Raw genomic sequence first — 21658 nt, 5'->3', positions numbered from 1 at the left:
GAGCGGTCTCGCGCACGACTTCCGCTAAAATTTAGGGTTTCCCCCAAAGACATCCGGCACGCGAAGCCGGCGCAGGCGGGCGTGGGTCAACCACGGCTGCGGCTGCCCGCCTTCGCGCGTTTTACGTGGAGTTCCCCGCCCAATGTCCCTCTTTCGCAAAAAGAACGTCGAGCACATGTTGCAGGCGAGCGCCCAGGGCGCCGGCCTGAAAAAAGCACTCGGCGCACTCGACCTCACCTTTCTCGGCATCGGCGCGATCATCGGCACCGGCATTTTCGTGCTGACCGGCACGGGCGCCGTGCAGGCCGGCCCGGCGCTCATGATCTCGTTCCTGATCGCGGCGGTGGCTTGCGGCTTCGCCGCGCTTGCCTACGCCGAGTTCGCCTCGACCATTCCCGTGGCCGGCTCGATCTACACCTATTCGTATGCCACGCTCGGCGAACTGGCCGCGTGGGTGATCGGCTGGGACCTGATGCTCGAGTACGGGCTCGCCACATCCGCGGTCTCGGTTGGCTGGTCGGGCTACCTGCAGTCGCTGCTTTCCGGCTTCGGCCTCACGCTGCCCGCCGCGTTCTCGGCAGCGCCCGGCGCCATCCCCGGCGTGCACACGCTGTTCAATCTGCCCGCCTTCCTCGTGATGATGGCCATCACGGCGCTGCTTTCCGTGGGCGTGCGCGAATCCACGCGCATCAACAACATCATGGTGGCGATCAAGGTGACCGTGGTGCTGCTCGTGATCGCCGTGGGCGTGTTCCATGTCACCCCCGCGAACTGGCATCCGTTCATGCCCAACGGCTGGCGCGGCGTGTTCGGCGCCGCGGCCGTGATGTTCTTCGCGTTCATCGGCTTCGACTCGGTGTCTTCCGCCGCCGAGGAAGTGAAGAACCCCAGGCGCGACCTGCCCATCGGCATCATCGCCTCGCTCGCCGTGTGCGCGGTGCTCTACGTCGCCGTGGCGGCGGTCGTGACCGGCGTCGTACCCTCGCCGCGCTTCGCCCATATCGGCCACCCGGTTTCGTTCGCGCTCCAGGTGGCGGGCGAAAACTGGGTCGCGGGCTTCATCGATCTGGGCGCCGTGCTCGGCATGCTCACCGTGATCCTCGTGATGAGCTACGGCCAGACCCGCATCATCTACGCGATGTCGCGCGACGGTCTCCTGCCCGCCAAACTCTCGAAAGTGCATCCGCGCTTCGCCACGCCGTTCTTCACGACCTGGCTCGTCGGCATTTTCTTCGGCCTGATCGGCGCGCTCGTGCCGCTGAACGTGCTCGCCGAACTCATCAACATCGGCACGCTCGCCGCCTTCTCGATGGTGTCGATCGCCGTGCTCGTGCTGCGCCGTACGCACCCGCACCTGCCGCGCGCGTTCCGCTGCCCGGGCGTGCCCGTGGTGCCGATTCTCGCTGTGGGTTCGTGCCTGTTCCTCATGATCAACCTCCAGCCGCTCACGTGGGCCGCGTTCCTCGTCTGGACCGGGTTCGGCCTCATCGTCTACTTCGGCTATTCGCGCCGCCATTCGCGTCTCGCGCACGCACCGCACGAGCGCGTGCATCACGATTGATTAGCGGGTGATCTCGCGACGCTTCGCTTGCGTCCGGATCGCCTTTAATCGCTGCACTGCAACGCAACGGCCCGCCCCGAGCCATCGAGGCGGGCCGTTTCTTTTCGCACGCTGCAGGCATTCTGGAAGGTAAAACCCGCGCAGCGAAATTCGGCAAATTGTGCTTTACTGTCCGGGCGTCACCCCAGGCTTCACTGAACAGCAAGGCACCAGCCGGACCCAGATTCCGCTCCACCCGTATTGGTTCGATCCGCCCGAAGCGCCCCGCGTTGTTGGCGTGGCGCGGTGAGTTGCGCGCGCGAAGAGGCGCAATGTGTTGGAGGGGCGAGTTTTCCTGCGGGCGGTCAGGGCGGTCGATTCAGTGCAAAAAAGAACGGGCCCAGGCAGGTCTCTATCCCATCATCTGGTATGGGACCGGAGCCACACGCAGCGCCGTGCTCCGGTCGACATTGGAGACACATCAATGGCGATCAGAATTAGCCTCACGGTCAACGGCGCGCCCGTGACCGCCGAGGTCGAACCCCACACGCTCCTCGTCCAGTTCCTGCGCGAACAGCAGCGTCTCACCGGCACGCACGTCGGCTGCGACACCGCGCAATGCGGGGCCTGCACCGTCCACCTGAACGGCCGCGCGATCAAGTCGTGCAACCAGCTCGCCGTGCAGTGCGACGGCATGGAGGTGACGACGATCGAAGGCCTCGCGAAAAATGGCGAGCTGCATCCCATGCAGGCCGCGTTCCGCGAATGCCATGGCCTGCAATGCGGCTTCTGCACGCCCGGCATGGTGATGTGCGCGACCGCGCTCGCCGCCGCCAACCCTGACCTCACGGAAAGCGACATTCGCGAAGGGCTCGACGGCAACTTCTGCCGCTGTACGGGCTATCACAACATCGTGAAGGCCGTGGCCGCCGGTGCGCAGGCAATGCGCGCGGGCGCCCCCGCTGCCGCCACGAGCGCGTGAACCGGGAGGCCGCCATGAACGCACCCGAACCCAATCGCATGATCGGCGCGAGCGTCAAGCGCAAGGAAGACTACCGCTTCCTCACCGGCGCCGGCCAGTACACCGACGACGTCGTGCTGCCCGCGCAGACCTTTGCCGTGTTCGTGCGCTCGCCGCACGCGCATGCGCGCATCAGGAGCATCGACACGAACGCGGCGAAGGCCTCGCCCGGCGTCGTGGCCGTCTTCACCGGCGCGGATCTCGCGGCGGAAAACGTGGGCGGCCTGCCGTGCGGCTGGCTCATTCACAGCATCGACGGCACGCCCATGAACGAGCCGCCGCATCCCGTGATCGTGCATGAGAAAGCGCGCCACGTGGGCGACCAGGTCGCGCTCGTGATCGCCGATTCGGTCAAGGCCGCAAAAGATGCCGCCGAACTCGTCGAGGTCGATTACGAAGAACTGCCTGCCGCCGTCGACACGGCGCACGCCGCCGACGCCGGCCAGCCGCTCGTGCACGACGGCGTGCCGAACAACACCTGCTACACGTGGGGCCACGGCGACAAGGCCGCGACCGACGCCGCCTTCGCGCAGGCCGCGCACGTGACCACCCTCGACATCGTCAACAACCGGCTCGTGCCGAACGCCATCGAGCCGCGCGCCGTGAACGCGAGCTACTCGCCGTACGACGACAGCTATACGGTGTACGTGGCGAACCAGAATCCGCACGTCGAGCGCCTGCTGATGGCCGCGTTCGTGCTCGGGCTGCCGGAAACGAAGCTGCGCGTCGTCGCGCCCGACGTGGGCGGCGGCTTCGGCTCGAAGATCTTTCTGTATGCCGAAGATGTCGCGCTCACGTGGGCCGCGAAGAAAATCCGCCGCCCGGTGAAGTGGACCGCCGAACGATCGGAGTCCTTCGTTTCCGATGCGCACGGCCGCGACCACGTGACGAAAGCCGAACTCGCGCTCGACAAGGACGGCAAGTTCCTCGCCATGCGCGTGCACACCACGGCGAACATGGGCGCGTATCTCTCGACGTTCGCCTCGAGCGTGCCGACCATCCTCTACGCCACGCTGCTCGCGGGCCAGTACACCACGCCCGCGATCTACGCCGAGGTGAAGGCCGTGTTCACGAACACGGTGCCCGTGGATGCGTACCGCGGCGCGGGCCGCCCGGAAGCGACCTACGTGGTCGAGCGTCTCGTGGAAACAGCCGCGCGCGAGATGAACATCGACCCGGCCGAAATCCGCCGCCGCAACTTCATCACGACGTTCCCGTATGCCACGCCCGTGGGCCTCACCTACGACACGGGCGATTACGAAGCGTGCCTTGGCCGCGCGCTGGAACTCGCCGACGTGAAGGGCTTCGCCACGCGGCGCGACGCATCGAAGGCGCAGGGAAAACTGCGCGGCCTCGGCTACTCGTGCTACATCGAGGCGTGCGGGCTCGCGCCGTCGAACATCGCGGGTGCGCTCGGCGCGCGCGCAGGCCTCTTCGAAGCCGGCGAGGTCCGCGTGAACCCGACCGGCTCCGTCACCGTGTTCACGGGCTCGCACAGCCACGGCCAGGGCCACGAAACGACCTTCGCGCAAGTCGTGGCCGATCGCCTGGGCGTGCCGATCGAGCAGGTCGAGATCGTGCACGGCGACACGGGCCGCATTCCGTTCGGCATGGGCACCTACGGCTCGCGCTCGATCTCGGTGGGCGGCTCGGCGATCATGAAGGCGCTCGACAAGATCGAAGCGAAGGCGAAGAAGATCGCCGCGCACATGCTCGAAGCGGGCGTGGAGGACATCGAGTTCGCCGACGGCGTGTTCCGCGTGGCGGGCACCGACCGCACGAAGACCTTCGCCGAAATCTCGCTCGCCGCGTACGTGCCGCACAACTATCCGCTGGAGACGCTCGAACCGGGCCTGGACGAAAGCGCATTCTACGACCCGACCAACTTCACCTATCCGTCGGGCGCGTACCTCTGCGAAGTCGAAGTCGATCCCGAGACGGGCGAGACGCGTATCGAGCGCTTCACCGCGGTGGACGATTTCGGCAACGTCATCAACCCGATGATCGTCGAGGGCCAGGTGCACGGGGGTCTCGGCCAGGGCATCGGCCAGGCGATGCTCGAACAGTGCGTGTACGACCACGAGAGCGGCCAGTTGCTCTCGGGCTCGTACATGGACTACGCGATGCCGCACGCGTCGGATGTGCCTTCGTACACGGTCGAAACCGCGAAAGGCACGCCGTGCACGCACAATCCGCTTGGCGTGAAGGGCTGCGGCGAAGCCGGTGCGATCGGCTCGCCGCCTGCCGTCATCAACGCGATTCTGGACGCGCTCGGCCCCCTGGGCGTGAAGGACCTCCAGATGCCGGCCACGCCGCATCGTGTATGGCAAGCGATCCAGGCCGCGCAGGCCTCTTCACAACCTTGAGCGGAGGCGCTCCATGTACGCATTCGACTATCAGCGCGCAAGCGACGCGCAAGGTGCCGTGAAAGCCCTCGCGGCCGACGCCGACGCCAAATTCCTGGGCGGCGGCCAGAGCCTGCTCGCGGCGATGAAGCTGCGGCTCGCCCAGCCCAGCACGCTCGTGGACGTCACGCGCATTCCCGAGCTGAAAGCCGTGCAGGTGGACGGCCAGGTGGTGAAGGTGGGCGCGGCCGTGTGCCATGCCGATGTCGCCGAAAACGCGCAGATCCGCAACACGCTGCCGGCGCTCGCGGACCTCGCGGGCATGATCGGCGATCGCCAGGTGCGCGCGCTCGGCACGCTGGGCGGCTCGCTCGCCAACGACGATCCGGCCGCCGACTATCCGGCGGCGGTGCTCGCGCTGAACGCGACGGTGGTGACGGACCGGCGGCGCATCGCAGCGGACGACTTCTTCCTCGGCATGTACGAAACGGCGCTCGAACCCGACGAACTGATCGTATCCGTCGAATTCCAGGTGCCCGAACGCGCGGCCTACGAGAAGTTTCCCAATCCGGCCTCGCACTTCGCGCTCGCCGGCGTGTTCGTCGCGAAGTACGGTGGGGAGGCGCGCGTGGCGGTCACGGGGGCCGGGCCTTCGGTATTTCGCGCGGGCGCGCTGGAAAGCGCACTGAAGACGAACTTCGCGCCCGAAGCCGCACGCGCGGTGAAGCTCCCCGCCGACGACCTCAACACCGACCTGCACGCGAGCGCGGCCTATCGCGCGCACCTCATACCGGTGCTCGCGGCGCGCGCGGTGGCGAAGGCCAACGGCTAGGCTTGTCCCGAGGGCGAGCGCTTCCAGGCGGACGTGGAAGCGCTCGCCGCCTTTGATTCGCGTTGCCAGAATCCCGAATGCAATCCGCCTCGATCGACGACACCCTCGCACAACTCGAAGCGCGCGGCTATTTCGCGAGCCGCGAACTCGCCACGGCGCTCTTTCTTGCGCTGCGCATGGAACGCCCGCTGTTTCTCGAAGGCGAGCCGGGCGTGGGCAAGACCGAGCTGGCCAAGGCCGCCGCGGCCATGCTCGGCACGACGCTCCTGCGCCTGCAATGCTACGAGGGGCTCGATACGGCAAGCGCGCTCTACGAGTGGGACTATCCGCGCCAGATCATGGCGCTGCGGCTTGCCGAAGCCGCCGGCGAAAAGCCGCGCAACGACACGCTCTATCGCGACGAGTTCCTGCTCAAGCGGCCCTTGTTGCAGGCGCTGCAACTCGACCCGAACAACCCCGCCGCGCGCCGCGTGCTGCTGATCGACGAAATCGACCGCGCCGACGAACCGTTCGAAGCCTTCCTGCTCGAACTCCTTTCGGATTTCCAGGTATCGATTCCCGAATACGGCACCGTGCGCGCGAGCACGCCGCCGCTCGTCGTGATCACGTCGAACCGCACGCGCGAAGTGCACGACGCGCTCAAGCGGCGCTGTCTTTATCAATGGCTCGGCTATCCGGACCGTGCGCGCGAGCTCGCGATCGTGGCCGCGCGCGCGCCGCAAACCGCGCCGGCATTGCAGCATCGCGCCGTGGCGTTCGTGCACCAGTTGCGCACGATGGATCTCTTCAAGGCGCCCGGCATTGCGGAAACGATCGACTGGTGCCGGGCGCTTGGCGCGCTCGCCGTGACGGAACTCGATCCGCAGTCGGTGCAGGACACGCTAGGCGTGCTGCTGAAGTACCAGGACGACCTCGCGCAGCTCGACGCGCAACGCATCGCGCAAACGCTCGCGCTCGCGGAGTGAGCACGATGGCCTGCGCCTCATCGTCCCTGCCGCCCGGAACCCGCACTACGCCGCCTGCCTCGCCCGCCGTCATGCCCACGCTCGCGCCCGTATTCGCGCGCAACGTCGTGCATTTCGTGCGCGTGCTGCGCGGCGCGGGCCTGCCGATGTCGCCTACGCGCGCCGTCGACGCAATCGAAGCGCTGCGCCACATCGACCTTGGCCGCCGCGACGATGTGCATGCCGCGCTCGCCGCGCTCCTCACGAGCGCGCCCGACGAGCGCGAAATCTTCGACGCCGCATTCGCCCTCTTCTGGCGCGATCCGGATTTCGAAGGCAAGCTGCGCGCGCTCCTGCTGCCGAAGGTGCAAGGCGGCGTGCCGCCGCCGCGCCGCAACAACCGTCTCGCCGACGCGCTCGCGGCGCGCCCTGCCCAGCGCCCGGGCGCGAGGCCGCCGCCCTCGCACGAACAACACGAATTGCGCGCCCATGCCACGTTCAGCGCCGAAGAACGCCTGCGCCAGCGCGACTTCGACACGCTCACCGCCGACGAATGGCGCACGCTGCGCCACCTGATCCGCGCGCGCCGCCTGCCGCTCGCAACGGTTCGCACGCGGCGCCTGAAGGCATCGTCGCGCGGCACGCACGCCGATCTGCGCGCGAGCGCGCGCCACGCGGTGCGGGCGGGCGGCGACTGGACCGTATGGAAATATCGCGCGCCCGTGGACCGCAAGCTGCCGCTCGTGCTGCTGCTCGACATTTCCGGCTCGATGAGCAGCTACTCGCGCGCGGTGCTCTACTTCTGCCACGCGTTGCTGCAATCGCGCGAACGGCTGCAGGTATTCCTGTTCGGCACGCGCCTGACGCACGCCACGCGTGCGCTGCGCGAACGCGATCCCGACGTCTCGCTCGCACAGCTTGCCAGCCAGGTCGCGGACTGGTCCGGCGGCACGCGCATCGGCGCCACGCTCGCGGAGTTCAACCGCCGCTGGGCGCGCCGCATGCTCGGCGCTCGCGCGACGGTGCTGATCGTCACGGACGGGCTCGATCACGATGAGTGCGGCCTGCTCAGCGAGGAGATGGCGCGCCTGCACCGCTTCGCACATCGCGTGATCTGGCTCAATCCGCTCCTGCGTTACCGCGATTTCGCGCCGAAGGCGCGCGGCGTGCAGGCGATGCTGCCCCACGTCGACGCGCACTACCCCGTCCACAATCTCGACAGCCTCGAAGCGTTCGCGCGCAGCCTGTGCGAAGCCGCGCCGGCCGGGCATATGCCCCGTGCGGCACGCGCATTGCACAGCGTGCAGGCGCGAGCGTCACAAGGAGAAACACGATGGAGCTGACCGAAAGCCACACGCTGCCGGTGCCGCAACAGCGCGCCTGGGAAGCGCTCAACGACACGGCGATCCTCAAGGCGTGCATACCGGGCTGCGAAAGCATCGAAGCCGACGGCGAGAACGCTTACACCGTCGCGCTGACCGCCGCGGTGGGTCCGGTGAAGGCGCGCTTCAAGGGCCGCATGCAGCTCGCCGATATCGACGCCCCGAACAGCTACACGATCGTCTTCGAGGGCCAGGGCGGGGCAGCGGGCTTCGGCAAGGGCGACGCGCACGTGAAACTCGAAGCCGCCGGCGACGAATCGACCACGCTCGCGTACACTGCGAACGCCCAGGTGGGCGGCAAGCTCGCACAGATCGGCTCGCGGCTCGTGGACGGCGCGGCGCGCAAGATCGCCGGCGAGTTTTTCAGGCGTTTCGGGGAACAGCTGGGTGGCGACGCGCAGCAAAATACCGACGAGGCGGCGCAATCTGCCGCGAGCGACGCAGAAGGCGAGCCGCAAGCCGAGGGCGCAGAGGAAACACCGAAGAGGAAACGATCATGGACAGCGTGGATCTCGAAGTCCTGAAATCCAGCGTGCGATGGCTCGACGCAGGGCACCGCGCGCTGCTGGTGACAGTGGTGAAAACGTGGGGCTCGTCGCCGCGTCCCGAGGGCGCGATGCTCGTGGTGCGCGGCGACGGCCTCGTGGTCGGCTCCGTGTCGGGCGGCTGCATCGAGGACGATCTCATCGACCGCGTGCACCGCGAAGGCGTGACGATCGTGAAGCCCGAAGCCGTCAAGTACGGCATCACGGCGGAAGAGGCGCATCGTTTCGGACTGCCATGCGGCGGCACGATCCAGCTCGTGCTCGAACCGCTCTCCGAGGCCTCGGGCATTCGCGACCTGCTCGCAACCGTCGAGCGCGGCGAGCTCGTTGCACGCACACTCGACATGGCGACCGGCCGCGCCACGCTCGGCCCGGCGAAAGCGACCGATGGCGTGGACTTCGACGACGCGCGCCTGCTCACGATACACGGGCCGCGCTACCGCATGCTGGTGATCGGCGCGGGGCAGCTCTCGCGCTATCTCTGCCAGATCGCGGTGGGGCTCGATTACCAGGTGACCGTGTGCGACCCGCGCGAGGAATACACCGACACCTGGGACGTGCCCGGCACGGCGCTCGTGCGCACCATGCCCGACGACACGGTGCTCGACATGAAGCTCGACGAACGCTGCGCCGTGATCGCGCTCACGCACGACCCCAAGCTCGACGACCTCGCGCTGATGGAGGCTCTCAAGACGCCCGCGTTCTACGTGGGCGCGCTGGGCTCGCGGCGCAACAACGCGGCGCGGCGCGAGCGGCTCAAGGAGTTCGACCTGAGCGCGACGGAACTCGCGCGGCTGCATGGGCCGGTGGGCATTTACATCGGCAGCCGCACGCCGCCGGAAATCGCGGTGTCGATCCTCGCCGAGGTCACGGCGGCGAAGAACGGCGTCTCGCTGCCGACCATTCTCCAGGTGGAAGGCGCAAAAGCCGCGCGGGAACAGGCAGCGGGAGCAGGGTCGATGTGCGATGTCTGAGGCCGCTTCGCGGCCGCCATCACGCGTGAGGCGAGCGCCCGTCCTGCTCCGTCTTGCGCCACCGTTCCCGCTAGCGCCCGTGCCATCCCCCAAAAAACGGCGGGCCGCGACTCACGCCGGCGGCCCGCAATACGTTGTTTCTGGCGGGCGGCTCGCGCCGCCTCGCTTCACTCGAGCGTCACGGCATCAGCCGAACAGCTTCATCGCCTGCGTGAGCGTGTTGGTCACGCCCCACACCAGCGGCACCAGCACGTAGAGCCAGAAGATCGCCATCAGCGCCTTGTTCGACGATTTCGGGGCGGCTTGAGTAGTCATTGCGCGTTCCTCCTTATTTACCGGCGGCGAGTTGCGTCTCGCTCATGTGATGCTTCGCGTCCACGCGGCGCACGAGCAGATTGCAGATGAAGCCGATCACGAGCAGCGAAGCCATGATGTGCACGGTCATCGTGTACGCATCGGCCTTCGCCACGCCGTGCGCGACCTGGTACGCACGCACGTAGTTCACGAGCACCGGGCCCGCCACGCCTGCCGCGGCCCACGCGGTGAGCAGACGGCCGTGAATGCCGCCCACGAACGCCGTGCCGAACATGTCGGCGAGATACGCGGGCACGGTCGAGAAGCCGCCGCCGTACATCGAGAGAATCAGGCAGAACGCGAGCACGAAGAACACGATGTTGCCGCTCTGCGCGAACTGCGGCACCGCGTAATAGAGCACCGCGCCGAACACGAAGAAGATGAAGTAGGTGTTCTTGCGGCCCACCCAGTCGGAAGCCGAAGCCCACACGAAGCGCCCGCCCATGTTGAAGAGCGAGAGCAGGCCGACGAAGCCCGCCGCAGCGCCGGCGCTCACGGTGTCCTTGAAGCTCTCCTGGATCATGACCGAGGCCTGGCCCAGAATGCCGATGCCGGCCGTGACGTTGAGGAACAGCACGAGCCAGATCAGGTAGAACTGCGGCGTCTTGAGCGCCTGGTCGATATGCACATGCTGGTTCGACACGAGCTTCTTCGCCACGACGGGCGGCGTCCAGCCCGCGGGCTTCCAGTCCGGCGCGGGCACGCGGATGGTGACGGCGCCGATCGTCATCGAGATGAAGTACGCCACGCCGAGCACCACGAAGGTCTGGGCGACGCCCACGCTCGTGTCGCTCGCGAAATGCTTCATCAGCAGGACAGAGAGCGGCGCGGCGATCATCGCGCCGCCGCCGAAGCCCATGATCGCGAGGCCCGTCGCCATGCCGCGGCGGTCGGGGAACCAGCGGATCAGCGTCGAAACCGGCGAGACGTAGCCAAGCCCGAGGCCGATGCCGCCGATCACGCCGTAGCCGAGATAGAGCAGCGCGATCTGATGCAGATGCACGCCGAGCGCGGAAACGAGGAAACCGCCGCCAAAGCAGCACGCGGCGGTAAACATCGTGCGGCGCGGGCCCACGCGTTCGAGCCACTTGCCGCCAAACGCGGCGGAAAGCCCGAGAAACACGATCGCCAGCGAGAAAATCCAGCCAAGCGTGGTGAGCGACCAGTCATCGGGCGCGGACTGCGTAATGCCGATCACCTTCGTGAGCGGCGCGTTGAACACGGAAAACGCGTAGGCCTGGCCGATGCACAGATGCACGGCCAGCGCCGCGGGCGGCACCATCCAGCGCGAAAAGCCCGGCGGGGCGACAGTCGCCTCTTTGGAAAAGAAAGGTGCGCTTTGCGCACCGCGCGTCGAATCTGCAACGCTGCTCATGGGATCTCCCGAATCGACCAGAGGTTGAGAGCGCGGGGTGAACGCTCGCTCCGGTCCCATCCAAAATGGCTGTTGGTAGGCGTGGTCTGATGTGCTCTTTTTATGCGCAAACGCAAAGAACACTTAATTGCCGCTTGACGGCTGCACGAACCTTAGTCCCCAGGCGCCGCCTTGGCAATATGAGGTAAACATACATATGCCATACAGCGCCGTGCTTCCCCGATGGTTGCGTGCGCAGCAAATCGGCGGCAGCGCCGTATGACGCCACGGTGTACGTTGCAGGCGGGCATGTCGTCGCGCGGCCCGGCATGTAGATTCGATCCTCGATAAAAGGAGTTCCTGCGGGCGGTGTGCGGGCCATCCGCTTGACAAGCGGGTGGCATGACTTTTAAGTGGCAGAAGTAGCGCTCATCCGCGACCCGCCACCTGCCGAGCCCCCCATGCGCCTCGCTCTCGCTCTTTGCCTCGCCGTGCTCGGCCCCGCCACGGGAACCTTCGCCGCCGACCTGCGCCCGGGCGTGGCGCAGCTCACACCGGTGCCCCTCGAAGCGGGCGCGCTGAATCCGGCAGGCAGCGCCGCCCAGGCGCCCTACACCAACGAATCGGAAACGCAGACCTTCACCGTCAACGCGGACGGCTCGTACACCAAGCTCGACTCGCTCACGCTGCGCGTGAACACCGAAGCCGGCATTGCGCGCGCGGGCCAGTATTACGTGTGGTTCAACCGCGAGATGGCCCACGTGGACGTGCTCGAAGCGTGGACCGAAGACGCCCGGGGCGGGCGTCACGACGTGCGCCCGGAGCAGATCCGCGACGTGCAGGAAGTGCACTCGTTCGACGCCCCGATGTTCCAGGACGTGCAGGACAAGGTGATCGTGTTCCCGGCCGTGGAGCCGGGCGCGCGCGTGCATCTCACGTGGCGCAAGATCCAGCGCGTACCGCTCGTGCCCGGCTGGTTCAGCGACTTCACGCCGCCCGACCTCGCGCCCACACACAACTTCCGCGTGATCTACGACCTGCCCGCGAAGGTGCCGCTCTACGCCGACGCACGCGGCTTTACCGTGCTGCCGCCCGCCACGGTGAACGGCCGCACGCGTTACGAGTACCGCTACGACAAGGCGAATTTCGAGCGCCTGGAATATGGCTCGGTCGCCTACGTGAGCTACGGCGACCGGCTGATGGTGTCCACCTTCCCCGACTATGCGGCCTTCGCGAAGGTCTATCGCGACGCGGCGGTGGATCCCGGCGCGCGCGACCCGGCCATCGTGCGCCTTGCGCAGACGCTCACGGCGCACGACGACACCCCGCGCGCCAGGGCGCAAACGCTCTATGACTGGGTGCGCCGCAACATCCGCTACGTGGCGATGAACATCGGCCGCGGCGAGATCGTGCCGCACCGCGCGACCGACGTGCTCGCGAACCGCTACGGCGACTGCAAGGACCACGTCGCGCTCTACGGCGCGCTGCTCGGCGCCGTGGGCATCGGCAGCACGCCGGCGCTCGTGAACAGCGGCACGGTCTACACACTGCCGGGCGTGCCGGGCTTCGGCGTGATCAATCACGTCATCACCTGGCTGCCCGATCTGCAGATGTTCGCGGACTCCACGGCGAGCAATATCGAGTTCGGCTATTTGCCGTCGACGGACATGGACCGCGAGGCCGTGCTCGCCGGCGACGGCACGCGGGTCCGCACGCCTCCCACTGCCACGACCACGCGCGAGAGCGATCTCGACATCACGGTCGCGCCCGACGGCTCGGCGCGCTTCATCTACCGCTTGCAGTCAGAGGGCTGGTCCGCCGAACAGACCCGCAGCGTGCTGCGCCTGCAAACGCCCGCGCAGCGCGAGGAGTCGCTGCAATGGGAGCTGCGCAACGCCAACCTGCGCGGCAACGCCGCGCTCGCGTCCAGCCCGCTCGACGCCACGGCGGGCCCGCTCGTGCTCACGCTCACGGGTACCTTCGACGGCTTCGTCGACCCTGAAATGACCACGCCCGTGCCCACGCTCACGAGCTTCGTGGGCGGGCTCGACGCGAATCTGCGCTACTGGCTCGGCGAATCGCGGCGCACGCAGCCCTTCGTGTGCCGCAACGTGGTGGTGACCGAGCGCACGCGCATCGTGCTGCCGCCGGGCATGCGCGTGCTCGACGTCCCGATGCCGCAGCACGCCGGCAACCGTTTCATCGATTTCCGTTCGCAGTACGCGCTCGATTCCCAAACGAATGTGCTGCGCGTCACGCGCACGGGTCAAACGCATTTCGCGAGCGACGTATGCAGCGCCGACGATTTCGCGCAGATGCGCCCCGCGTTCGAGACGATGGCGCGCGACCTGCGCGCGCAGTTGATCGTCAAGCCGTCGGCCCAGGGCGCCGCGCCGGAGAGTCGGGCGAGCGCGCAGTGAGCCGGCGCACGGCGTTCACACCGGCCAGAGCGGGCCTTCCTGCATCGCGCCGATCTGCTCGCGCAATTCGAGAATGCGCTCTTCCCAGTAGCGCTGCGTGTTGAACCACGGGAAGGCGGCCGGAAACGCGGGGTCGTGCCAGCGGCGCGCGAGCCAAGCCGAGTAGTGGATGAGGCGCAGCGTGCGCAGCGCTTCGACGAGATGCAGCTCGCGCGGCTCGAATTCGCAGAAGTCCTCATAACCGGCGAGCAGATCCGCCATCGCGCGCGAAGCGCCCGCGCGATCGCCGGGCAACAGCAGCCACAAATCCTGGATAGCGGGACCCATGCGGCTGTCGTCGAAGTCCACGAAATGCGGGCCGGCGTCGGTCCAGAGCACGTTGCTCGGATGGCAGTCGCCGTGCAGGCGCAGCGAACGCACGTCGCCCGCACGCTCGAAGGCCGCCTCCACGCCTTCGAGCGCGAGCGTCACCGCGGCCTGCCACGCTTCGCGCAGGTCTGTCGGCACGAAGCCCTGTTCGAGCAGATACGCGCGCGGCTCGTAGCCGTAGGATTGAATGTCGAGCGTGGGGCGCGCCTCGTACGGCCTCGTCGCGCCCACGGCGTGAATGCGGCCGATGAAACGGCCGAGCCATTCGAGCGTGTCGCTGCGGTCCAGATCGGGCGCGCGGCCGCCGCGCCGCTCGAACAGCGAGAAGCGAAACCCCTCGAACCCGTGCAGCGTGCGCCCTTCGAAGGCGAGCGCGGGCACGGCCGGAATCTCGCGCGCGGCGAGTTCGGCGACGAATGCGTGCTCTTCGAGGATCGCCTCGTCGCTCCAGCGCTCGGGGCGATAGAACTTGGCGACGAGCGGCGGGCCGTCTTCCACGCCCACCTGGTACACGCGGTTCTCGTAACTGTTGAGCGCGAGCATGCGCCCATCGGTGCGGCGACCGGCCGGGATCAGCACGCCGTCGACGGCGTCGAGCACGCATTCGGGCGTGAGGCGCGCGTAGGGCGCGGCTTGCTGGTCGCTGGAATCGCCGGGCTCGCCCGGGATAAAGGAAGGATCGTGATTCATACCCGCAATTGTGCCTCTTGCGGGCAGTGCCGGCGAGTGCGCCGCGCGCAACCCCGCGACGAGGCGCTGCGCGCCTCGTCAACGTGTCACAGGGCCCAGGCTCAGTGGAGCTGCGCGCCGGCGGGCATGACGTGCTCGCCCGTATCGATCAGATCTTCGAGAAAAAAGGGCTCGGTGTTGAGCTGCGCCGACGAGCCAGGCTCTCCGGCATACCACGTCACCATCGCCATGTCGCCGAGAATGCGCATCACAATGCCGCGCGCGCCCTGTGGCACCGCGATATGAACGGAACGGACGATAGAACCGATTTGCATGATGTTTCCCCGTTACCTCGCTACCTTCGCCGGCTCCCTCGAAGGAAGTCCGGTCGGCATGCTGACAAAAAAACCGATGCGCACCATCGGTTGCGCGCGCATCCAAACCCGCCTCGGGCGACCCGCTCTCGCCGCGCGCTCAAGCACGGCCGGACCCTTGGCTTCCCCATTGTTGCCTGTTTGAGCGCGCGAGCAAAGCAAAAAAATAGGGGGGTGTATCAACGGGCGCGTGCAGAAGCCGCTTCGTGCCGTCACAACCCCGCCCAGTCTTGTTCGCGCAACTTACGAAAGGCTGACTGTAACAGATGGTAAACCCCATTCTTCGCGGCATTGCCAGGGCAGTCCCTGAAAAAGTACGCTGACGCATGCTGTCTGGCGCTATAGTCCTGTCCCAACCGTGCACCACAAAGGCCCGGCGCAGCACAGGCAAAGCCCTCGCGCGCGCCACCACAGCCGGCCGCGATACCGATAACCTGAACGCTCGCCACCGCGGCCAGACCAGCCGCGCGAGCCACACTCCACCATCAGCGAAGGAACCTGTCGTTCCATGTGGATCGTTCGACTCGCGCTCAAGCGCCCGTACACGTTTGTCGTGCTCGCGTTGCTGCTTTTGATCATCGGGCCGCTGACGATCCTGCGCACGCCCACGGACATCTTCCCGAACATCGACATTCCGGTGCTCTCGGTGATCTGGACCTACACGGGTCTGCCCGCAGACGAGATGGAAAAGCGCATCGTGCTCAACTACGAGCGCGGCCTTTCCGTTGCGGTGAACGATATCGAGCACACCGAATCGACGTCGCTTAACGGCATTGCGGTCGTGAAGATCTTCTTCCAGCCGCATGCCAATATCCAGGAAGCGCTCGCCGAAGTCACGGCGCTGTCACAGGCGCAGTTGCGCTCGCTGCCGCCCGGCATCCAGCCGCCGTTCATCCTGCGCTACAACGCCTCGACGGTGCCGATCCTGCGCCTGTCGCTTTCTTCGCCGCAGCTGACCGAGCAGGCACTGTTCGACTACGGCAACAACTTCCTGAAGACGCAGCTCGCGACCGTGCCGGGCGCCTCCGCGCCGCTGCCCTATGGCGGCAAGCAGCGGCAGATCATGGTCGATATCGACCAGCGCGCGCTGCAGCAGCACAATCTCTCCCCCATGGACGTGGTGAGCGCGATCAGCGCACAGAACCTCATCCTGCCTTCGGGGACGGCCAAAATAGGCGCAACCGAATATTCGGTGACGATGAATGCGAGCCCCGACAGCTTAGCGGGCCTGAACGACATTCCCGTGAAAACCACGGCGAGCGGCACGATCTACATCCGCGACGTGGCGCACGTGCGCGACGGCTACGTGCCGCAAACCAATATCGTGCGCGTGGACGGCCAGCGCGCCTCGCTGCTCACCATCAACAAGAGCGGCAACACGTCGACGCTGGAGATCGTCGATCGCATCAAGGACATGATGCCGACGCTGCGCAATCTCGTGCCGCCGTCGCTCAATATCGACCCGGTCGCCGACCAGTCGCTCTTCGTGCGCGCCTCCGTGCAGGGCGTGCTGCGCGAAGCGCTCATTGCGGCGGCGCTCACGGCGCTCATGATCCTGCTGTTCCTTGGCAACTGGCGCGCCACGCTCATCATCGCGATCTCGATTCCGCTTTCGATGATCACCTCGGTGATCGTGCTCGCGGCGCTCGGCGAGACCATCAACATCATGACGCTGGGCGGGCTCGCGCTCGCGGTCGGTATTCTGGTTGACGACGCAACGGTCGCGATCGAGAACATCAGCCAGCAACTGGAGCAAGGCAAGACGCTGGAACAGGCGATTCTCGACGGCGCGCATCAGATCGCGATTCCCACGCTCGTCTCCACGCTCTCCATCTGCATCGTGTTCGTGCCGATGTTCCTCCTCACGGGCGTGGCGCATTACCTCTTCATTCCGCTCGCGCAAGCCGTGGTGTTCGCGATGCTGGCCTCCTACTTCTTCTCGCGCACGCTCGTGCCCACGCTCGCGAAGTACCTGATGCGCCATCATCACAGGCCCGCCGGCCCGCATCACCTGCATGGCGCGACGCGCAATCCGTTCATGCGCGTGCACCTCGCGTTCGAGCGCGGCTTCGAAGCGCTGCGCGAGCGGTATCGCGTGTTTCTCGCGGCGCGCGTGAAGCGTCCCGGGTGGTTCGTCGTGGCGTTTCTCGGCTGCTGTGGCGCGTCGTTGCTGCTCATGCCGTTCCTCGGGCGCGACTTCTTTCCGCAGGTCGATGCGGGCACCATCGCGCTGCACGTGCGCGCGAAAACCGGCATGCGCGTGGAAGAAACCGCCGTGCTCGTCGACCGCATCGACAAGCGCGTGCGCACGCTGATTCCGCCTAACGAGCTGCATTCGATCATCGACAACATCGGCCTGCCGGTCTCGGGCATCAACCTCTCGTACAGCAACACGGGCACCATCGGCACCTCCGACGCCGACGTGCTGATCTCGCTGAACGAGGACCATCACCCGAGCGCCGGGTACGTGCGCCTGTTGCGGCGCACGCTCAACGACGAGTTCCCGGGCGTGCAGTTCGCCTTCCTGCCCGCCGATATCGTGAGCCAGACGCTGAACTTCGGCATGCCTTCGCCCATCGACGTGCAGATCGTGGGCCGCGACGTGGCCGGCAATCGCGCGTTCGCCGCGAACCTGCTCGCGCGGCTGCGCGGCGTGCCCGGTTTCGCCGACGCGCGCATCCAGCAGCCCGCGGACCTGCCGCGCATTTTCATCGACGTGGACCGCACGCGCGCGCAGCAGGCGGGCTTCACGCAGAAGGACGTGGCAAGCGACCTGCTCATCACGCTCTCGGGCAGCCAGCAGACCACGCCGACGTTCTGGCTCAATCCGGTCAACGGGGTGAGCTACAACGTCGTGACCGAAGCCCCGCAATACACGATCGATTCGCTGCAGTCGCTCGCCAACATTCCGCTCACCGCCAACGGGCGCAGCAACATACTCGGCTCGCTCGCGAGCATGCAGCGCGTGGCGGGCGACGCGGTGGTCACGCACTACGACGCGCAGACCACCATCGACATTTACGGTACCGCCGACGGACGGGATCTCGGCGCCGTTTCCGACGACATCGCGAAGATCATCGGCGAGACGCGCGGCGAACTGCCAAAGACGTCGAGCATCAAGCTGCGCGGCCAGGTCCAGACAATGAACGATTCGTTCTCCGGACTGTTCGGCGGGCTCGTCTTCGCGATCGTGCTCGTGTATCTGCTGATCGTCGTGAACTTCCAGTCGTGGCTCGATCCGTTCATCATCATCACGGCGCTGCCGGGCGCGCTCGCGGGCATTGTCTGGATGCTGTTCCTCACGCACACCACGCTTTCCATTCCCGCGCTCACGGGCGCAGTCATGTGTATCGGCATCGCCACGGCGAACTCCATTCTCGTCATCAGCTTCGCGCGCGAGCAGTTGCGCCTGCACGGCGACGCGGCGCGCGCTGCGATCGAAGCGGGCTATACACGCTTTCGCCCGGTGCTCATGACCGCGCTCGCCATGGTGATCGGCATGGTGCCGATGGCCATCGGCCTTGGCGAAGGCGGCGAGCAGAACGCCCCGCTCGGGCGCGCCGTGATCGGCGGTCTCGCGGTGGGCACGCTCGCCACGCTGATCTTCGTGCCCGTGGTGTTCTCGCTCATCTACCGCAAGCTCGGCGAGCGCCGCCAGCGCGCCAGTGAAAACGTGGTGCCCAAATCGTGAATACCCTGTCATGACGACTCATTCGCCAACGCCTTCGCCGCAAGCGCCGCATCGTCCCCACAAGCCGCGGCGCTGGCCCATCGTGCTCGCCGCGCTCGTCGTGCTCGGGCTCGCCGCGCAGGGCATCTGGTCGCGCCATAACGCGCACGCGGCGCTCGAACGCGAGGCGAAAAGCGCGAGCACGCTTTCCGTGCAGGTGGTCACGCCGCAACGCTCGGCGCGCGCGCTCGATCTCGTGTTGCCGGGCAACGTGCAGGCGTTTCTCGATACGCCGATCTACGCGCGCACGAGCGGTTATCTGCGCAAGTGGTACTTCGACATCGGCGCGCACGTGAAGGCGGGCCAGTTGCTCGCCGAAATCGACGCGCCCGAAGTGGACGACCAGCTGCGCGCCGCGCGCGCCGATCTCGCCAACGCCGAAGCGAACTACGCACTCGCCAGAACCACCGCCGACCGCTGGACGCAGATGCTGCAAACGCGCTCGGTGGCGAAACAGGACACCGACGAAAAAGTCGGCGACATGCTCGCGAAAAAGGCCACGCTCGACAGTGCGCGCTTCAACGTCTCGCGGCTCTCGCAGCTGCAGTCGTACGAACGCGTGACGGCGCCCTTCGACGGCATCGTCACCGCGCGCAACGTGGACGTGGGCGCGCTCATCGACGCGGGCAACGGCGGCACCTCGCAAAAGGAGCTGTTTCATCTTGCGCAGGCCGACCGTCTGCGCGTGTACGCCAACGTGCCGCAGGCTTACGCGCAGCAGATCCGCGTGCAGCAGCACGCGTATCTCACGCTCAACGAGGAGCAGGGCAAGCAGTTTCCAGGCGTCGTCGCGCGCACGGCGGGCGCGGTCGACGCGCAGCAGCGCACGATGCTAGTGGAAGTCGACGTGGACAACCGCAGCGGCGAACTGCTGCCCGGCGCGTATGCGCAGGTCCACTTCGCGCTCGACGGCTCGGCCACGCCGATGACGCTGCCCGGCAACGCCTTCCTGTTCCGCCCGGACGGCGTGAAGGTCGCGACCGTCGATGCGCAAAACCGCGTGAAGCTCGTAAAGGTCACGCCCGGCACCGACTTCGGCACGCGCGTGGCGGTGGCGGCGGGGCTCACGGGAAACGAGCGCGTGATCGTCAATCCGCAGGATGCGATCGTCGACGGTACGCCGGTGCGCATCGTGCAGCCGCGCGGCGAGCACGAGGCCGGTGCCGCGCATGGCGCGAGCGGTGCGGGCGCGGCGGGCGCTGCGGGCACTGCGGGCAATTCCGCGCAGGCGCAGGGCGAATGATGAAGCGTGCGCGGATTCGACTTCTCGCGTTGGCCATGCTTGCGGCACTCGGCGCCTGCACGGTCGGGCCCGACTATGTGCGCCCGGCCATGCCCGTGGCCGCGACGTTCAAGGAACTCGAAGGCACGGGCTGGACGCTTGCTCAGCCCGCCGACGACGCGTCGCGCGGCGCGTGGTGGACGATCTACGAGGACGCCACGCTCGACGCACTCGAAGCCCAGGTCGAAGGCGCGAACCAGAACGTGCAGGCCGCGCAGGCGCACTTTCGCGCCGCGCGTGCGAACGTCGCGCAGCAGCGCTCGAGCTTTTTCCCGCTCGTGACGGCAAGCGGCGACTTTTCGCGCTACCGCACTTCGCAGAATGTGCTGTACACGTCGAAGGCCGGTCAAACGATCAACGACTACGCCGTGGGCATCGACGCCACATGGGAGCCCGACCTCTGGGGCCGCGTGGCACGCAACGTCGAGGCCGCGAAGGCGAATGCGCAGGCGAGCGCCGCCGACAGGCAGGCCGTGCTGCTCTCGATGCAGGCCGAACTCGCGACCGACTACTTCGAGCTGCGCGGCATCGACCGCGAACGGCAACTGCTCGACGACACGATCAAGGCATACCGCGAGTCGCTCGAACTCACGCAGAACCGCTACGCGGGCGGCATCGCCACCGACGCCGATGTGGGCCAGGCGCAAACGCAGCTGCAGACCACCGAGGCGCAGGCGATCGATCTCGGCGTGCAGCGCGCGCAGCTCGAGCATGCCATCGCGATTCTCATCGGACAGTCGCCCTCCACGTTCACGCTCGCGGCCGCGCCGAAGGAGGCCTACGTGGTGCGCGCGGTCGCGAGCCCGCCGGGCGTGCCATCGACGCTGCTCGAACGGCGCCCCGACATCGCGGCTGCCGAGCGCCGCGTCGCCGCCGCGAACGCGCAGGTGGGCGTGGCGACGGCGGCATTCTTCCCGAGCCTCATGCTCGCGGTCACGGGCGGGCTCGAGGCGACCCACTTCAGCCAGTGGCTCGTCGCGCCCGCGCGCTTCTGGTCGCTCGGGCCGACGCTCGCGGGCACGCTGATCGACTTCGGCGGGCGCGAGGCGGTGCGCAACGAAGCGCGCGCCCAGTACGACGAGAACGTCGCGCAGTATCGCCAGACGGTGCTCGACGCCTTCGGCGAGGTCGAGGACAACCTCGCGGCGCTGCGCGTGCTGGAACAGGAAGCGGCGGCCCAGGACCGCGCGGTGGATGCCGCGCGGCGCACGCTCGTCACCATCAACAACCGCTACCTGAGCGGCGCGATCACGTACCTCGACGTGGTGGTCGCGCAAACCACGGCGCTCACCAACGAGCGCCAGGCGGTGGCGATCTCGCGCCGGCGCATGGCGGCGAGCGTCGCGCTCGTGAAGGCGCTGGGCGGCGGCTGGGGCACGGCGGATTTGCCGGGCGATGCGGCGCTGGTCCACCCGGACGATGCGCCAAAAGCGCAGCCCGCCAGCGGGCCGCCGGGCGCTGCGGCGAGCGCGCCGGGCGCCTTGCGCTCTCCAGGCTAAGCGGCTGCGCCAGGCACCCGGCCT

Annotated in this window: 16 protein-coding genes; 12 read left to right on the top strand and 4 right to left on the bottom strand. The window is 67.4% G+C overall.

The window, feature by feature from the left end:
- Nucleotides 1–142 precede the first annotated feature (142 nt).
- From bcaP to C7411_RS03350, 8 genes are all read left to right on the top strand, one after another.
- A complete protein-coding gene (gene bcaP / locus C7411_RS03385; RefSeq protein ID WP_110383130.1) occupies nucleotides 143–1561 on the top strand; it encodes a branched-chain amino acid transporter BcaP in 1419 nt (472 codons plus the stop codon).
- A 463-nt stretch (nucleotides 1562–2024) separates the two neighbouring features.
- Nucleotides 2025–2522: a (2Fe-2S)-binding protein gene (locus C7411_RS03380; RefSeq protein ID WP_110383131.1), complete on the top strand. Its 498-nt coding sequence runs from the start codon at nucleotides 2025–2027 to the stop codon at nucleotides 2520–2522.
- A 14-nt stretch (nucleotides 2523–2536) separates the two neighbouring features.
- The gene (locus C7411_RS03375) at nucleotides 2537–4927 is read left to right on the top strand and encodes a xanthine dehydrogenase family protein molybdopterin-binding subunit (RefSeq protein ID WP_110383132.1); all 2391 of its coding nucleotides are present in this window, start codon (nucleotides 2537–2539) and stop codon (nucleotides 4925–4927) included.
- A 13-nt stretch (nucleotides 4928–4940) separates the two neighbouring features.
- The gene (locus C7411_RS03370; RefSeq protein ID WP_110383133.1) at nucleotides 4941–5738 is read left to right on the top strand and encodes an FAD binding domain-containing protein; all 798 of its coding nucleotides are present in this window, start codon (nucleotides 4941–4943) and stop codon (nucleotides 5736–5738) included.
- Between the two features lie 77 nt (nucleotides 5739–5815).
- Nucleotides 5816–6703 carry an AAA family ATPase gene (locus tag C7411_RS03365; protein WP_110383134.1) on the top strand — a complete coding sequence of 296 codons (888 nt, stop codon included), beginning with the start codon at nucleotides 5816–5818 and terminating at the stop codon, nucleotides 6701–6703.
- A gap of 71 nt (nucleotides 6704–6774) precedes the next feature.
- Nucleotides 6775–8025, top strand: a complete 1251-nt coding sequence (locus C7411_RS03360; RefSeq protein WP_110383135.1) for a vWA domain-containing protein — start codon at nucleotides 6775–6777, stop codon at nucleotides 8023–8025.
- Complete coding sequence (locus tag C7411_RS03355; RefSeq protein ID WP_110383136.1) at nucleotides 8016–8588, top strand: SRPBCC family protein; 573 nt, start codon at nucleotides 8016–8018, stop codon at nucleotides 8586–8588. Before C7411_RS03360 ends, C7411_RS03355 begins: the two co-directional genes overlap by 10 nt.
- Nucleotides 8561–9583, top strand: coding sequence for an XdhC family protein (locus C7411_RS03350; RefSeq protein WP_110383137.1), 1023 nt, complete (start codon nucleotides 8561–8563; stop codon nucleotides 9581–9583). Before C7411_RS03355 ends, C7411_RS03350 begins: the two co-directional genes overlap by 28 nt.
- A 186-nt stretch (nucleotides 9584–9769) precedes the next feature.
- Here the strand turns inward: C7411_RS03350 and C7411_RS03345 are convergent, their stop codons facing one another.
- Both C7411_RS03345 and C7411_RS03340 read right to left on the bottom strand, forming a co-directional pair.
- A complete protein-coding gene (locus C7411_RS03345; RefSeq protein WP_110383138.1) occupies nucleotides 9770–9898 on the bottom strand; it encodes an MFS transporter small subunit in 129 nt (42 codons plus the stop codon).
- A gap of 13 nt (nucleotides 9899–9911) precedes the next feature.
- Nucleotides 9912–11312 carry an L-lactate MFS transporter gene (locus C7411_RS03340; RefSeq protein WP_110383139.1) on the bottom strand — a complete coding sequence of 467 codons (1401 nt, stop codon included), beginning with the start codon at nucleotides 11310–11312 and terminating at the stop codon, nucleotides 9912–9914.
- Nucleotides 11313–11752: 440 nt separating this feature from the next.
- Here C7411_RS03340 and C7411_RS03335 point away from each other — a divergent pair, with 440 nt between their 5' ends.
- Nucleotides 11753–13711: a DUF3857 domain-containing transglutaminase family protein gene (locus tag C7411_RS03335; RefSeq protein ID WP_110383140.1), complete on the top strand. Its 1959-nt coding sequence runs from the start codon at nucleotides 11753–11755 to the stop codon at nucleotides 13709–13711.
- 15 nt (nucleotides 13712–13726) lie between these two features.
- Here the strand turns inward: C7411_RS03335 and C7411_RS03330 are convergent, their stop codons facing one another.
- Both C7411_RS03330 and C7411_RS03325 read right to left on the bottom strand, forming a co-directional pair.
- Nucleotides 13727–14770: a serine/threonine protein kinase gene (locus C7411_RS03330; RefSeq protein WP_110383141.1), complete on the bottom strand. Its 1044-nt coding sequence runs from the start codon at nucleotides 14768–14770 to the stop codon at nucleotides 13727–13729.
- Between the two features lie 101 nt (nucleotides 14771–14871).
- A complete protein-coding gene (locus C7411_RS03325) occupies nucleotides 14872–15084 on the bottom strand; it encodes a hypothetical protein (RefSeq protein WP_042265489.1) in 213 nt (70 codons plus the stop codon).
- Between the two features lie 547 nt (nucleotides 15085–15631).
- Here C7411_RS03325 and C7411_RS03320 point away from each other — a divergent pair.
- The 3 genes from C7411_RS03320 to C7411_RS03310 are packed head-to-tail and all read left to right on the top strand — an operon-like array spanning nucleotide 15632 to nucleotide 21634.
- Nucleotides 15632–18814, top strand: a complete 3183-nt coding sequence (locus C7411_RS03320) for an efflux RND transporter permease subunit (RefSeq protein WP_110383142.1) — start codon at nucleotides 15632–15634, stop codon at nucleotides 18812–18814.
- A 10-nt stretch (nucleotides 18815–18824) separates the two neighbouring features.
- Nucleotides 18825–20096: an efflux RND transporter periplasmic adaptor subunit gene (locus C7411_RS03315; RefSeq protein ID WP_110383143.1), complete on the top strand. Its 1272-nt coding sequence runs from the start codon at nucleotides 18825–18827 to the stop codon at nucleotides 20094–20096.
- On the top strand, nucleotides 20093–21634 hold the full coding sequence (locus C7411_RS03310) for an efflux transporter outer membrane subunit (RefSeq protein ID WP_110383144.1): 1542 nt from the start codon (nucleotides 20093–20095) through the stop codon (nucleotides 21632–21634). Before C7411_RS03315 ends, C7411_RS03310 begins: the two co-directional genes overlap by 4 nt.
- The last annotated feature ends 24 nt before the right edge of the window (nucleotides 21635–21658 follow it).

The organism is Paraburkholderia silvatlantica (assembly GCF_003096715.1).
In the GTDB taxonomy this organism is placed as follows: domain Bacteria; phylum Pseudomonadota; class Gammaproteobacteria; order Burkholderiales; family Burkholderiaceae; genus Paraburkholderia; species Paraburkholderia silvatlantica.
Note: the sequence above shows the minus strand (reverse complement) of the source record. Positions and strands in the feature narration are given on the sequence as shown.

Coding starts and splice junctions, on each gene's coding strand:
- bcaP (WP_110383130.1), top strand. CDS start 143: ATGTCCCTCTTTCGCAAAAAGAACGTCGAGCACATGTTGCAGGCGAGC.
- C7411_RS03380 (WP_110383131.1), top strand. CDS start 2,025: ATGGCGATCAGAATTAGCCTCACGGTCAACGGCGCGCCCGTGACCGCC.
- C7411_RS03375 (WP_110383132.1), top strand. CDS start 2,537: ATGAACGCACCCGAACCCAATCGCATGATCGGCGCGAGCGTCAAGCGC.
- C7411_RS03370 (WP_110383133.1), top strand. CDS start 4,941: ATGTACGCATTCGACTATCAGCGCGCAAGCGACGCGCAAGGTGCCGTG.
- C7411_RS03365 (WP_110383134.1), top strand. CDS start 5,816: ATGCAATCCGCCTCGATCGACGACACCCTCGCACAACTCGAAGCGCGC.
- C7411_RS03360 (WP_110383135.1), top strand. CDS start 6,775: ATGCCCACGCTCGCGCCCGTATTCGCGCGCAACGTCGTGCATTTCGTG.
- C7411_RS03355 (WP_110383136.1), top strand. CDS start 8,016: ATGGAGCTGACCGAAAGCCACACGCTGCCGGTGCCGCAACAGCGCGCC.
- C7411_RS03350 (WP_110383137.1), top strand. CDS start 8,561: ATGGACAGCGTGGATCTCGAAGTCCTGAAATCCAGCGTGCGATGGCTC.
- C7411_RS03345 (WP_110383138.1), bottom strand. CDS start 9,898: ATGACTACTCAAGCCGCCCCGAAATCGTCGAACAAGGCGCTGATGGCG.
- C7411_RS03340 (WP_110383139.1), bottom strand. CDS start 11,312: ATGAGCAGCGTTGCAGATTCGACGCGCGGTGCGCAAAGCGCACCTTTC.
- C7411_RS03335 (WP_110383140.1), top strand. CDS start 11,753: ATGCGCCTCGCTCTCGCTCTTTGCCTCGCCGTGCTCGGCCCCGCCACG.
- C7411_RS03330 (WP_110383141.1), bottom strand. CDS start 14,770: ATGAATCACGATCCTTCCTTTATCCCGGGCGAGCCCGGCGATTCCAGC.
- C7411_RS03325 (WP_042265489.1), bottom strand. CDS start 15,084: ATGCAAATCGGTTCTATCGTCCGTTCCGTTCATATCGCGGTGCCACAG.
- C7411_RS03320 (WP_110383142.1), top strand. CDS start 15,632: ATGTGGATCGTTCGACTCGCGCTCAAGCGCCCGTACACGTTTGTCGTG.
- C7411_RS03315 (WP_110383143.1), top strand. CDS start 18,825: ATGACGACTCATTCGCCAACGCCTTCGCCGCAAGCGCCGCATCGTCCC.
- C7411_RS03310 (WP_110383144.1), top strand. CDS start 20,093: ATGATGAAGCGTGCGCGGATTCGACTTCTCGCGTTGGCCATGCTTGCG.